This window comes from Crateriforma spongiae, from assembly GCF_012290005.1.
GTDB classification, from domain to species: domain Bacteria; phylum Planctomycetota; class Planctomycetia; order Pirellulales; family Pirellulaceae; genus Crateriforma; species Crateriforma spongiae.
Window position 1 is genome coordinate 195,528 of record NZ_JAAXMS010000003.1, and the last position, 13,212, is coordinate 208,739.

At 59.0% G+C, this 13,212-nt stretch carries 11 protein-coding genes; 5 read left to right on the plus strand and 6 right to left on the minus strand.

Going from position 1 to position 13,212, the window contains the following annotated elements; genetic code table 11:
* Positions 1-2: 2 nt before the first annotated feature.
* On the minus strand, positions 3-1,280 hold the full coding sequence (tyrS, locus tag HFP54_RS08805; RefSeq protein ID WP_315853866.1) for a tyrosine--tRNA ligase: 1,278 nt from the start codon (positions 1,278-1,280) through the stop codon (positions 3-5).
* Positions 1,281-1,364: 84 nt separating this feature from the next.
* The gene (gene ispD, locus HFP54_RS08810) at positions 1,365-2,228 is read right to left on the minus strand and encodes a 2-C-methyl-D-erythritol 4-phosphate cytidylyltransferase (RefSeq protein WP_235951498.1); all 864 of its coding nucleotides are present in this window, start codon (positions 2,226-2,228) and stop codon (positions 1,365-1,367) included.
* 175 nt (positions 2,229-2,403) lie between these two features.
* Between ispD and HFP54_RS08815 the strand changes: the two genes are divergently transcribed.
* The 3 genes from HFP54_RS08815 (at position 2,404) to HFP54_RS08825 (ending at position 6,294) form a co-directional block, all read left to right on the plus strand.
* Positions 2,404-3,030, plus strand: coding sequence for a hypothetical protein (locus tag HFP54_RS08815; protein WP_146415544.1), 627 nt, complete (start codon positions 2,404-2,406; stop codon positions 3,028-3,030).
* A 114-nt stretch (positions 3,031-3,144) separates the two neighbouring features.
* A complete protein-coding gene (locus HFP54_RS08820) occupies positions 3,145-5,160 on the plus strand; it encodes an ATP-dependent helicase (RefSeq protein ID WP_146415543.1) in 2,016 nt (671 codons plus the stop codon).
* 252 nt (positions 5,161-5,412) lie between these two features.
* On the plus strand, positions 5,413-6,294 hold the full coding sequence (locus HFP54_RS08825; protein WP_168564858.1) for a hypothetical protein: 882 nt from the start codon (positions 5,413-5,415) through the stop codon (positions 6,292-6,294).
* A gap of 103 nt (positions 6,295-6,397) precedes the next feature.
* On the opposite strand, the gene HFP54_RS26150 is transcribed toward HFP54_RS08825, so the two are convergent.
* Both HFP54_RS26150 and HFP54_RS08835 read right to left on the minus strand, forming a co-directional pair.
* Positions 6,398-8,113, minus strand: coding sequence for a SpoIIE family protein phosphatase (locus tag HFP54_RS26150; RefSeq protein WP_168564859.1), 1,716 nt, complete (start codon positions 8,111-8,113; stop codon positions 6,398-6,400).
* A 291-nt stretch (positions 8,114-8,404) separates the two neighbouring features.
* The gene (locus HFP54_RS08835; protein ID WP_168564860.1) at positions 8,405-9,718 is read right to left on the minus strand and encodes a beta-ketoacyl-[acyl-carrier-protein] synthase family protein; all 1,314 of its coding nucleotides are present in this window, start codon (positions 9,716-9,718) and stop codon (positions 8,405-8,407) included.
* Between HFP54_RS08835 and HFP54_RS08840 the strand changes: the two genes are divergently transcribed.
* Positions 9,717-9,920: a hypothetical protein gene (locus tag HFP54_RS08840; RefSeq protein ID WP_146415539.1), complete on the plus strand. Its 204-nt coding sequence runs from the start codon at positions 9,717-9,719 to the stop codon at positions 9,918-9,920. The genes HFP54_RS08835 and HFP54_RS08840 overlap by 2 nt on opposite strands.
* Positions 9,921-9,946: 26 nt before the next feature.
* On the opposite strand, the gene HFP54_RS08845 is transcribed toward HFP54_RS08840, so the two are convergent.
* Together HFP54_RS08845 and HFP54_RS08850 are read right to left on the minus strand one after the other, a co-directional pair.
* Positions 9,947-11,275 (minus strand): hypothetical protein, encoded by a 1,329-nt coding sequence (locus tag HFP54_RS08845; RefSeq protein ID WP_197138155.1) that lies wholly within the window; start codon positions 11,273-11,275, stop codon positions 9,947-9,949.
* Positions 11,276-11,451: 176 nt separating this feature from the next.
* The gene (locus tag HFP54_RS08850) at positions 11,452-11,775 is read right to left on the minus strand and encodes a hypothetical protein (protein ID WP_145294087.1); all 324 of its coding nucleotides are present in this window, start codon (positions 11,773-11,775) and stop codon (positions 11,452-11,454) included.
* 681 nt (positions 11,776-12,456) lie between these two features.
* On the opposite strand from HFP54_RS08850, the gene HFP54_RS08855 reads away from it, so the two are divergent.
* Positions 12,457-13,203, plus strand: coding sequence for an SDR family NAD(P)-dependent oxidoreductase (locus HFP54_RS08855; RefSeq protein WP_146415538.1), 747 nt, complete (start codon positions 12,457-12,459; stop codon positions 13,201-13,203).
* The last annotated feature ends 9 nt before the right edge of the window (positions 13,204-13,212 follow it).

A 13,212-nucleotide genomic window follows, 5' to 3' on the forward strand; every position in this document is an offset into this window, starting at 1 on the left:
GGTTATTCGAAACGCAGCAGCGAGTATTTGCGTTTGCCGCGGCGCAACACCAGCATCGATTCGCTGGCCAAGTCATCGATGGTCAGCTTCATCTGCTGATCGCCGGCACGTTGGTTGTTCACATAAACGCCGCCTTCCTTGATCGCACGGCGGGCTTCGCCGCTGCTGGATACCAGCCCTGAAATCTGCAGTGCTTCGACGATCCACAGGCCTTCGCCCGACAAGCGGTCGCGCGGCACCGTTTCGCTGGGGACGTCCGCAAAGATCTCTTTTAATTGAGCGTCATCTGCGTCGCCGATTTCGCCACCGAACAAGATTTTCGATGCGCGTAGGGCCGAATCCAGACCTTGTTGTCCGTGGACAAATTCGGTCATCCACTGAGCCAGTCGTTTCTGTGCGGCGCGGGCGCCCGGGTTGGATTCCGTGTCGCTTTGAAGCGATTCGTATTCCTCGCGATCGATTTCTGTCAGGTACGCGATGCACTTCATCACGTCGGCATCTTCGACGTTGATCCAATACTGGTAGAACGCATACGGGCTGGTTCGCTGGGGATCTAACCAGATCGCGCCGCTTTCCGTCTTACCCATCTTTCGGCCATCGCTGGTCGTCAGCAACGGCGCGGTGAATCCGTAAAGCGTCTTGCCCAGCATTCGCCGACCCAGGTCGATGCCCGCGGTGACGTTGCCCCATTGATCGCTTCCGCCGGCCTGAATTTGACAGCCGTGATGTTGGGCCAAGTAGACAAAGTCATAGGCTTGCAACAGCATGTAGCTGAACTCGGTGTAGCTCAGTCCCGCATCGCTGCCCAGTCGCGAACGCACGGAGTCTTTGCCCAGCATCGTGCCGACGGGAAAGTTTTTGCCGACGTCGCGCAGGAATTCCAGATAACTGTAATCCTTCATCCATTGATAGTTGTTCAACAGGATCGCGCCGTCATCGCCGTCGAAATCCAGGAACTGTCGCATCTGAGCTTCGACACCCGCGACGTTGCGTTCCAACTGGTCGGCGGTTTGCAGATTTCTTTCTTCGCTCTTTCCACTGGGGTCACCGATCATGCCGGTGGCGCCGCCGACCAATGCGATGGGGCGGTGGCCGGCACGCTGAAAGCGTCGCAGCATCATCAATTGCATCAGCCCGCCGACGTGCAGGCTGGTCGCCGTCGGGTCAAAGCCGATGTAGATCGTTTGCGACCCGGAATCCAGCAATTTGGACAACGCGTCTTGGTCGGTGCATTGGTGGATCAGACCACGCCACTGAAGATCTTCTAACAGACTGTTCACGATTATCGGGTGTTTTTGGAAGGCGTCGATTTTTAAATGGATCGTCGGGGCCGGATCATCTAGCGATGGATCGGGGGCTGGGTTTCAGTTCGTTGCACCGGAGTTTTTCTGGGCATCGGATGTTTGGGCTTGCATCAGGGCTTCGGCAACGGCAAGGTCGTCCGGGTAGGTGATTTTCAGGTTGGCCGGTGACCCTTGGACCAGTTGCACCGGTCGCCCCATCGCTTCGACCATCGCCGCGTCATCGGTGACCGGGTAGCCGCGATGACGTTGATAAGCCTCACGAATCCAGTCCAGCTTGAAAACCTGGGGTGTCAGCGCCATCCATAGGTCGCGTCGGTCGACGTTCCGGCAATCCTGGCCGATGTCACGCTTGATCGATCCGGCCAAAGGGCTGGCCAAAATGGCCGCTCCGGTTTCTCGTGCGGCGTCAAATACCGAATCGATGTCCGATGTCGGGACCAGGGGGCGGGCGGCATCGTGGATGGCAACCCAGTTGGCTGTGTCGGTGTCGACGGCGGCGATCGCGTTTCGGACACTGTCAAATCGTTCGCGGCCACCGTCGACGATTTCGACCGGGCGTGGCAGTGGCCAGCGTTCCAGGTGCTGCCGAAACGTGGGCTGATCGGTCGGGGACGCCGCCACGATCAGCTGGCAAACTTGAGATGACCGGCAAAGTCGCCTGGCGGTATGAATCCACAGCGGGATCCCTGCCAAAGCCGCAAAGACCTTGTTGTCGGACGATGCAAATCGACGACCGCTGCCGCCGGCCGGCAAGATCACACAGATGTCGCGCTGCGATCGATCGGTCGCGGCAAATTCGCTCTCCGCCCGTTCGGGGCGATCGTCGGAGGCATCGGGGTCACGGTCTGGCAACATTTCGATAGGGCTGTTCGGCGGGCCGATCGTCGGGCTCTGCCATGCGTTGGTCGGCGACAGGGTTTGCATTCAATGGCGCGAATCGTAAAGTGATCGCTGCGGCCATACAATGATGTCGGGGGTCGATCGCAATGCGAAGCCGCACCGCGGCGCGGGCTAAAATTCCCGTTGCCGACCGTCGACCTGTGAAATTCGAACCCACAATCCTGCCCTGTCCCCGCTTTTCTTCGGAGCCGAGCGAACGATGTCTGACTCAAGTCGATTGCCAGTTGTTGACGCGATGCCCGGCGATCAGCCGGCCAGCCCCGTGACCGGTTGCTGTGGCGGACTTCGGCGTCTGTGGTTTGCCGGTGCGGCACTGGTGGCAGTGGCCGGAGTGGGAGCCGCGTTTTTCGCCGGTCGGCAATCCCAGAGTGCAACCGTTGATTTGAATTCGCTGCCGTTGATCGATGCGACCGCCGCGGTCGCTAGCGAAGATTACAGCATCGCCACGGGACCGATCAGCGATCGTGCCGAAGGCTTGTTCGTACTGGATCACAACAGCGGCCTGCTGCAGTGTCACGTGATCTATCCTCGGTTGAACCAGTTCATGGCCAGCTTTACGGCCAACGTCAACGATGCGCTGGGCACCGGTGGAAAAGGTGGCAAGTACATCATGGTGACCGGCGCGGCTAACTTTCAGGGATCGGCCAACCAACGTTTGGCACCGTCGGTCTTGTACGTGCTGGACACTTCGACCGGTAACTTCGTCTGCTTTGCCGTGCCGTTCAGCCAAGCGATGCAGAATTCGCGCAAGCCGCAAACGGGAACGCTGATCCCGTTGGCCAACGGCGGGGCAAGCTTGGTCCCCGATCGGGATCGATTGCGATAGACCTTCTGTTCAGCTTTTTCCCAATGACTTTGCGGCGGTACCGTCGGTGATGACGTCACCGCTGGGCCGCCTTTTCCGCTTGGTACTGTCGACGACGGATCGAAGGCAAACGAATTGTCTGAATTCAATTTGTCGGGGTTGAATCCCCCGCAAGCCGAAGCGGTGCGCACGCTGAGCGGCCCCATGTTGGTGCTGGCGGGCGCGGGAACCGGCAAGACTCGGGTGGTGACCTTTCGCATCGCCAATCTGATCCGGCACGGTACCGCGCCGGATCGCATTTTGGCCGTGACGTTCACCAACAAAGCGGCCGGTGAAATGCAGGAACGCGTGGCAGAATTGCTGGGCATGAAGGGCCGGCGGACCCGCCGCGGCGAAAAGGCACCGCCCAAGCCGATGATCAGCACTTTCCACGCCCAGTGTGTTCAGATTCTGCGCCGACATGCTCCTGCGATCGGGTTTCCGGCGAAGTTCAGCATCTATGACCGCAGCGACCAGGAATCGCTGGCTCGCGGGATTCTGCGCGAACTGCGCTTGCCCAACACGGCGCTCAAACCGGCCGACATGCTGTCGATCATTGGCGGATGGAAGAACGCGGGAATTCATCCGGAAGAATCGACTTCGGTGGCGTCGACCGACAAGGAACACTTCGCCGCGTCGGGGTACCGTCGCTACCAGGAAGGCCTGCGGCTTCGCGGGGCGATGGATTTTGACGATTTGCTGCTGCACACCGAAATGCTGTTCGACCAGCATCCCGACATTCGTGACGAAGAGGCCGGGCGGTACGACCATGTCCTGGTCGATGAATACCAAGACACCAACGGGTGTCAGTATCGGATCACCAAGCACTTGGCGATGCGTCACCGAAACTTGTGCGTCGTGGGTGACGACGATCAGTCGATTTATGCCTGGCGCGGCGCGGATGTCTCGCACATCCTTAGCTTTGCGGACGACTGGAACGATGCCAAAGTGGTCTGGCTGGAGGACAATTATCGCAGCACCGGGGCGATCCTGGAGATGGCCAACCGGTTGATCGCCTTCAACACCCATCGGCACGACAAGATTCTCAAGCCCAGTCGGCCCCAAGGCCCACGGCCACGAATTCTGCAGCACAAGGACGAAATTGCCGAAGCCAAAGTCACGGTCAGCGAAATCAAACACCTGATCGAAAACGAACACATCCAGCCACGCGACATCGCGATTCTGTTTCGGACCAATGAACAGCCGCGGTTGTTCGAAACGGAACTTCGCAAAGCCGACGTGCCTTACGTGATGCTGGGATCTCAGTCGTTTTTCGATCGCACCGAAGTCCGTGACGTTGTGGCGTATTTGAAATGGGTCGCCCAGCCGGATGACGAGGTCGCACTGTTGCGGATCATCAACAAGCCGGCGCGTGGAATTAGCAAAAAGACCATTTCCACGCTGATGGAGCATGCGGTGCGGCGTGGCCAGCCGATTTGGTCGGTCATGCATGACGCTCATTCGATTGAAGGCTTGAACAGCCAGGCGCTTCGCGGCATCAACGACTTGATCGCGATCCAGCGTGACGTCACCGATCGGGCCAATGGGGAGGGGATCGGAAAAGCGATGGAGACCTTGTTGGCTCGGACCGCCTACATGGATGAAATCGCCCGCAACTATGAAGACCCCAACGAACGGGACGCTCGCTCGGCGTCGGTGGGCGAACTGGCCAACGCGGTTTCGGCCTTCGAAGATTCTCGCGAGGAAGCCGACCTGACCGGATTCTTGGCCGACATTGCGTTGTCGGGACGCGAGATGGGGAACGAAAAGGACAAGCTGGCTCTGAAAAATTCGGTCTGGCTGCTGACAATGCACGCCGCCAAGGGGCTGGAATTCCCGGTCGTCTACATGGTGGGGTTGGAAGAAGGCATCCTGCCGCACAGCCGCAGCGTCAAGAGCGGAGTGGAGGAAGACATCGCCGAAGAACGCCGACTGTGCTACGTCGGCATCACCCGAGCGCAGGAGAAGTTGACGCTGTCGCTTTCGCTGACACGCCGCAAATGGGGGAAGGCACGTCCGACGGTCCCCAGCCCCTTTCTGTACGAAATCACGGGGAAGGCAGAAAATCCGAAAAAGTTTCGAAAAAAAAGTGCGGGTTTTCAGAGAAGATAAACCCTGGAAAACGCCCGATTGTCGTCGAAATGAATGCGTAAAACGCGGGGTTTGAGCAAGGCAGGGTGTCGGCCTAGCGTGAAAATCTTCCCCCGCGATCACTTTCTTGTGAGCACATCCTGCGGCTTGGGGCGTTTGTCGCGTTGAATAGCCGTCAAACTCGGATTAAGTTCCTAGCATCGGTCGATGCATGGAACGGGGTCCCTTCGCCGGCCATCCCCCCCAAAATCTTCAGCTTTGAGACGACCAGCAATGAGAGTGAATTTTTCGACACTAGTACTGTCAGCCACAGCGACGCTTTTCTTTGCGAGTTACTCACAAGGGGCGATCAGCGAATCTGTGGGGATCGTTGACGACATCAACGATATGACGACGTCTGCTTCTCAGGTCGTGACATTCGAAACGGATGGTCTGGGTTCCGGTTGGAATTTCCAGAATCCCGAAGGTGTCCAACAAGTTACGACACAATTGAACTCGACTTCGTTGAACCCCTCGATCTTCTTCAGTTACGAAGATTCCTCCGTCGCAGGTGGGGTCTACTTTAATGACGGCGGGTCAAGTAACGGACGCCCGAACCCAGTCCTTCGTAGAAATGCTATTTCGGAAGGCGGTAGCCCGCTCAATGGACCTGACCAACGCATTTCAAATGGCGTTACCGGTACTGGCGGCACCGTCTTCTCCGGTCCTGAAACCGTGTTTATCGATTTTCGATTCGGAGACACTCCTGCCCCGGACGGTGGTGTGGCTGGTGATCCAGCGTACTTGGATGCGGTCGCATTCGACTTGATTGTTTCCGCCGGGGTTTCAGTTGATGTGCAGTACCTCCAAACGCAATCAGGTGGTGATTTCGTAATCCATGAGGATTTAGGTATTACGGGCGGATCATCGATGACCCCGCGATTCGTAGGTTACGAACGTATCGGAGGGCCGTTGGATCCAGGAAACTTCAACCGCGTGAAGATCACGTTCAGCGGAACTCCGACTGGAGGCGTGACAGAGAATTACATCATTGATGATTTCCAAACGGGGACGTTTACGGCAACGGCAGTTCCCGAACCGTCGTCGTTTGCGTTTGCTTTGATGGCCGGTGGTGGCTGGATTGCACGCCGCGTGCGTCGTAAGAAGGTTGCTTGATCGGTTGCCTGAAGGCAGACCGTGCTAAGACACACTAAGGGCTCGTCGGATGATTCCGGTGAGCCCTTTTTTGTGCGCTGGTGACAGTGCTGAGATTCAGGACTTAGCCGCGGCGAGTGATCACGGCAGCGGATCGCTCGGAAAGTAGCCGAGTGCCGTCCAAGTCTTTGGCGATGCGTGCGAGCGGACGTCGTGATCCGCCACGCGACGACTTGCGAAGCAGCCCGCCGAGGTGATCCGTGGTGCTGGATTCGATGAGACCCGCGTTGTAACCCAGCAGCGATTCGCCAGGCTGCAACTGAAACTCAGATTCGGCAAAGCTGGGATCAAAATCGGTCGCCAACGGGCGATGATTCGCCGCGATCAATGGCCGATGACCGAACGCGCCGCCGATCATGGCGGACAAGTTTCCGGCCGCAACGATTTCACCTTCGCCGCTGTCGGGTGACAGGCGTGCGTACATCAGCGAACACGTTTGGCCGGTGACGCCCATTTGCCACAGGCTGTCGCCGACACGTCGCAGCAGTCCCGACAGCTCATGTCGGTATCCCAGGTGCGCGATCGCTGCAGCCTTTGCGAATGCGGCGGTCATTGCGCCAGCGGTGGTCGGATCGTTCGCTTCGGCCATCAGCCAGGCGACCATGCCGTCGGGCAAGACGTCCCAGTGATGCCATCCGACGGCCCAGGTTTTGGGGGACTCGATCAATCCATCGACAAACAAGTCTTCGCTGATTCGCGTTCCAATCGCCAAGGTTTCGTATTGCCAGGCGGCCAGGCGATTCAGGTGTGATGCCAGCGATGCGTCGTCGGCACGATCGGGCCGCGCCGTCACTTGTTTGTCCGTGGCTGATTCGGTGACGTCAGCGATACGAATTGTCGGACCAGATTCGGATGACGACGGTGCAATGTCTGGTGCGTCGCCCGTGATGGACACACGATTCATTTCATTGGCGATCTGCGATGCTGTCAGGCGTGCGGCGGCGGCCTGGGCATCACTGATTTCATCGACGGGTTGTTGGCCATAGAACCACAGCGTTCCCAGCGGAAGGTCATCCGCATTGACGGTCGCACAGATCGCGCGACCGAATTCGCTTTCCGGGCAGTTCCAAGTGTCCATCAACACGGCGTGCTGATTTTCGATCGTGCAAACGCCACACACCATCGCTTCCAAGTCCGCACGGCAATCGGCCAAGTCGCGGGGCGGGTCCAGCAACCGTGTTGGATCCAGGCCGAACAGACATCGTAGTTTCAGCTCTGTCGTGTCTTCGTTCAGCAAGTACAACGCGGCGGCGTCGAATCCGGTTGCCGCCACACCGTCGGACAAGATCCGTTGCAGTTCATCTGCGATCGATGGGATTTTGACGCTGGCACGTCCGAACTTGGATTCCAGCACCGCCAGTTCCGCTTCGCGACAACGCAGGGCTGCTTGGCTGTCGGTCAACTGGCGTGTCAGTTCGGCTGCGGCGGCGGCCAACTTTTCCGCATCGGCTTTTCCGATCGCCGGCAGGATCCCCGAATCAAAGTCTTCGGCGGTCATCATCGCGTCGAAAGCGTCGTCGGCGGTCAGCTGAAAATTGGGGCCTTTCAATCCTTTCATCGCCGCATCGCCGTCATCCAGACGCCATCCGGTCACGTCCGTGTAGGCACGCAGGAAACGATCGATCGCATCGTTGTCCGCAAGGTGAGATCCGGTTCGCACCTTTGATGCGCCGGCACGTCGCGAAGGTCGACGTCGTGTGGAAGTGGCGATCGTCGTTGAATCGTCGCCACGGTTGATGTGAAGACGCAGATGATGAGGGCGTTGATCAGACTTTGACACGAGCGAGGATTCCGTTGCTTGGGATGTCACACCAATTGTCGGTGTCACATTCCGGTCGTGGGTACAGCACGGCTTCCTAGCCACAAGACGCCACGGTTTCATTGCAACGCGGCGTGAACTGGTCCTGGTTCAGAAACAGGCATCGGCGCAGCGGCACGGTCAAGCTGATCGGAAAAGTCGATGGGCATCGCCTAAATCACAAAGACGCTGGCACAATCGAATTAATCGATCCAGACGCCACCATCGCATCGATCACGTAAAGGTGGCCAAGTGATTCGCAACAACGCTGCGTTAGGCGGCGAAGCGGCGGATGTGAACGCTGCTGGCTTGGCCTTGCGGCGTCACGTTGACGCTAATGAAAGAATCGCCCGAAGGGGTTCCCGATCCGGTGACTGCATTGATCGGGCAGTTCGAGTCCAAGTCGGTCAAGTTGCGGATCGGAAACAGTTCATCGCCCAGAGAGCAAAGGCTGGCAATTGCTTCGACCATTCCGCCGCCGGCACCCAAGTTGCCGAAGTGGCCTTTGACGGTCGTCACCGGCGGTTGGGATGACGCGTCGCCAAAGACTTGGGCGATCGCAGCGGCTTCTCCCGCATCGGATTGCGGTGTGCCCAAGCCATGGGCGTTGATATGACCGATCTCGTTCGGGCTGGCCGTTCCCAAAGCGGCGCGCAACACGTTGACGATCGCGGTTTTCAGATATTCGTCGCCCGCCGCCGGGCCGACGGCGCTGCTTCCATAGCCGACGACTTCGCCCAGGATTTTGGCACCGCGTTTTTCGGCATGAGCCAGCGTTTCAAGCATCATCGCCCCGGCACCTTCGCCCAACACGCCGCCGTCGCGGTCGCGATTGAACGGACGGCTCATCGATTCACAATCGTCACGGTCCGACGCCAAGGTTTCTTGCATCGATGCGTGCAACGTTCGCAGCGGGTGGATCCGTGATCCAGTCGATCCGACCACCAACGCATCGGCGTGACCCCGCCGCAGTGTCGAATAAGCTTCACCGATCGCATTGCCGGCGGATGCTTCGCGAACGGTGATCGAATTATTCGCACCGCGCAGATCGTTGTAGATCGCGATGTGACTGGCGGGCATATTGGGCAGGTACTTCAGCAGCCAAAGCGGATTGACTTTCGGCAGCCCCTGTTCGCCCCAACGCGTGAAGCTGAATTTGCCTTCCTCGTCCAAGCAAGCTTGCATGCCGGCGGCGTATTCATCGGGCAACGACATGATGTAGTCACAGCCATAGACCACGCCGGTCCGGTCACGATCGAAGGCATCATGGGTGAACCCCGCGTCGGCCATTGCACGCTGGGCGACCGCGACACCCATTTCGATTTCGCGGCACATCACTTTGCTGCCCTTTCGGATGTTCCGCTTGACGGTTTTTTCCAGGGGGCCGTAGTCGTCGATGTGGCCGGTGAATTCTGCTGCTTCGGCACCGTGGTTGACGGGCAGAACGCCCAACGGCACACGGGTCAGCGTGCGGATCCCCGAACGGCCTTCGCGTAGGCCGGACAACAAAGGTTCGATGTCGTTACCCAAAGGCGTGACGACACCCAGTCCGGTGATAACGATGCGTTGCGAAGGATCAGTGTGCATGAACGTGTCAAAGAAGAATCGTCGGGTCCGCGATGATCAACGCCGCGAGCGTGGCAAAGCGGGCATTCTAGCGATCCCACGTCATTTTCACATGCGGGCCACACGGGGATGCGGCAATCTGTGGAATGGTCGGATCGGGACGGCCACCGACAGCATTTCCCAGTGCGGTGGCAGACCGTTGGCGGCAGCGGAGGTGTGGTGAGACAGCGACAATTACGGGGGCAGAAATTAGTAACGACCGCGGTTGGGGGCACCCGGCTGACTGGCCATTTGCGGGACCAGTGGTGTGGTGGTCAAGTTCTCGCTGGCCCGCCCACGGAATTCGACAAACATCAACGCGTCGGCGCGGCCGACGGTCGTGCCGGTGAACACATTGGTGTTCAAGAATGGCAGCGGTGAAGATTGACGTTCGGGGCTGGCCACGACGCCGCATGACAGCAGCAAAACCATGTCGCTTTGCCAGCGAAACCGTTCGTGCAAACGCCAGCTAACGACTTGCGGCACATCGATTCGTGCCCGGTGGGTCTGAGCGTTGGGCAGGGGCAGGTCCAAGTCAACGGGGACTAGTTTGTCAACTTGATCGATGTCGGCTTTCAGCACACAGTCGATGGTCCGGCCATCGACGCTAAGCAGCGGGCTGAGTTCCAGGCGATAGCCTTCTTGAATTTCGCCGGTTTCCGGTTCATAGGGTGGCCATCCGGTGGGGGCCGGGCGGACGTTACGGATGTAGTTACGCCCGCGGGTGCTGGCCAGCTTTTGCGATTGACCATTTTGGGTGATCAGGTCCAACGCCTGGACTTGGCGGACATCGGTGCGGGCACGCAACTGGCTCATCACCACGGCAGCGTTTTCTTTCGTTAACAGCCAGGCTTGTACCCCCGGTGAATCGACCGAAACGTGTTGCATCAGCAAATGGGCTCGGCTGCGCCAGTTGGGGCTGCCGACGGTCATCACACGAAGGTGCAAAACCTGAGGGTCTTTTTCGCCGGCAACAAAACGATCGACGATTCCGCTGACCACTTCGTGCATGGCCGGGCTGTGGTAGACCAACAATTCATCGCGGCTGGCGCTCATGTAGCCGAACGGTTCGTGGAACCATGCGTCGCTGCCAGTTTCGCGGACGATCCAATCGACGATCGCCTGTTGCGGGTGATCCATCTTGGTCAGATAGCCGGTGTACGGACGCAAGTCATAGCGTTCCAGGTACTGGCCGTGGGTGGATGGCAATTTTCCACTGGCCGCGGCGGCCGCCAACAGGGCGTTGTTGTTCCCGCCCTGGCCCAACTGGCTGGTGGCGGTGCCCCGGTTGGCTGCGGGAGCTTGGTTTCGTTGTTGGGGAGGTCTTTGTGGGGAGGCTTGTGCCGCAGTGCTGGGGGCCCGAGCGGTGCTGGCAGCCGGATTCGCTTGGGCGTTGGGGGCCGGAGCGCGGCTGGTGAAGCCTTCGCTGCCCACCGATGGACTACTGGGCATCTGGAAGTTCTGTGCCACGGTCGGTTCGCCGGTCAGGACGATCAACAGGGCGAAACAGAGGCTGAGCAGCGTGACCGATCGAAGCATCGATGGGATTCCCGGGGATCTCGCGTGTCGGGTGGACAATTTCATCCCCGGCTATACGAGTTTCCCGAGCCACGAATCAAGACGAATCAAAAACGAAACCCCGCCGACGAATCAGGCTCGTCGGCGGGGCTGGCGTTATGAAGGTTTCGGTTTCGACGTTCGTCAATGGCGTCCGATCAAGACGCGGCGGCCGTGGTTTCGGCGGCATCTTTATTGGCCGCACGGCGTCGGCGACGTTTGGGCTTGGTCGCACCCCATTCTTTGGTCAGGGCTTCGAAAACGTCCGGCGATTCGTAGCGGACCACATGCTTGCCCTCGGGCATCGGACCGATCAAACCGCGAAACACGGGCATGCCACGCAGGGCCAGGTCTGTGCTGCAATCGTCGATTCCGATTTGCGTGTGTTGGTCCATCAACGGATCGAGCGTCGGGTAGTCGCGAATCAACAACGATCCGTCGCCGCCGCGTGTGACGACGCGAAATGTGTCTTTCTTGGCCATGGTGTCTCCGATTTCGGCGGGAGGGATTCGTGCGATCGGTGGCGTTCATTGACGTCCGCATCCGTCCAGGACGGTCGGCGGCGGCATTCGTCGGCTTCGCGATTGGCAAACCAGATGGGCTGTTAGGGAGGGTCACCCAAAGGTCGTGTTCCGCGGAGCACTCAGGACTACGAATGCCGCCGTCGATGCCGTCGGTGTGAAAACCGTGATCCGTTCATGACCGTTCACCCGCACACCGACGCGGCAATGGATGAACTTGATCGGAGGTCTGGGTTCACGTCCTGGCAAGATTCGAAAAGGCGGACGAGTGTCGCTTCCCTACATGCATCGGACCGACGCCCAGCGAAAAACGACGATTCCCGGTTTCGCCCTTGTACGAGGTGTAACTGGTGCGCCGGATACCATTGGCTTCACAGGCATGATTGGCTTGCTGCAAACGAACGTTGTCGTGCGAATGAGCGCGCCAGTTGGATCGAAAGCTTCAATGCGACCAAGCGTTACATCCGGAGATGCGACCAATGGCAGGGGGGGGATGGACAGCGATCGCAAACGCGACCATGTCGGCATGCAGTGGATTTGGGGCCGGCGATTGCCCACCCGGTACGGTAATTGGGCAGCCAATCTGTCCTGTGCAACGTTTGTCTTTTCAACGGCTTCCCTTCGCCCCAGAAACCAATTCCCATGGAATCGTCTCCCGTTCAGCTTGTCGTCGGTGCCGCCGGTGGCATCGGTACCGAGGTTTGTCGTCGTTTGGTGGCTCAGGGTCACCGATTGATGTTGGTCGGTCGGACGAGCGGACCTCTTCAGGCTTTGGCGACGGAACTGGGACAACCGCACAGAGTCGCCGACGCCCAAGATTGGGATGCGTTGGCCCAAGCGGCACAGGAATGTGTGGAAACCCACGGCGGACTACACGGGGCGGTGAATCTGGCCGGATCGGTGTTGCTGAAACCCGCACACATCACGGGTTTCGACGAATATCAGGAAACGATCGCCCAAAATGTGACCACCGCCTTTGGGCTGATCAAAGCGGTTGCACCGATTTTGCGTCGTGGTGGTGGTGGATCGGTGGTGCTGATGGGCAGCGCCGCGGCCGACATTGGTTTGGCCAATCACGAAGCAATTGCGGCGGCCAAAGCAGGTGTCGCTGCATTGGCAAGATCCGCCGCGGCGACCTACGCCGGCGCGGGAATTCGTATCAACACCGTGTCACCCGGTCTGGTCCAAACGCCGGTCAGCGAAAAAGTCTGGGGCAACGAACGCGCCGCAGCGGCCAGTCTGGCGATGCATCCGCTGGGCCGCTTGGGCGCGGCGACGGACATCGCGTCGTTGATTGTCTGGCTATTGCATCCCGACCAGACTTGGATCACCGGACAAGAGATTGCCGTCGATGGCGGCTTGTCGTCGATCAAATCAGTGAAATCATGAGACGCATTT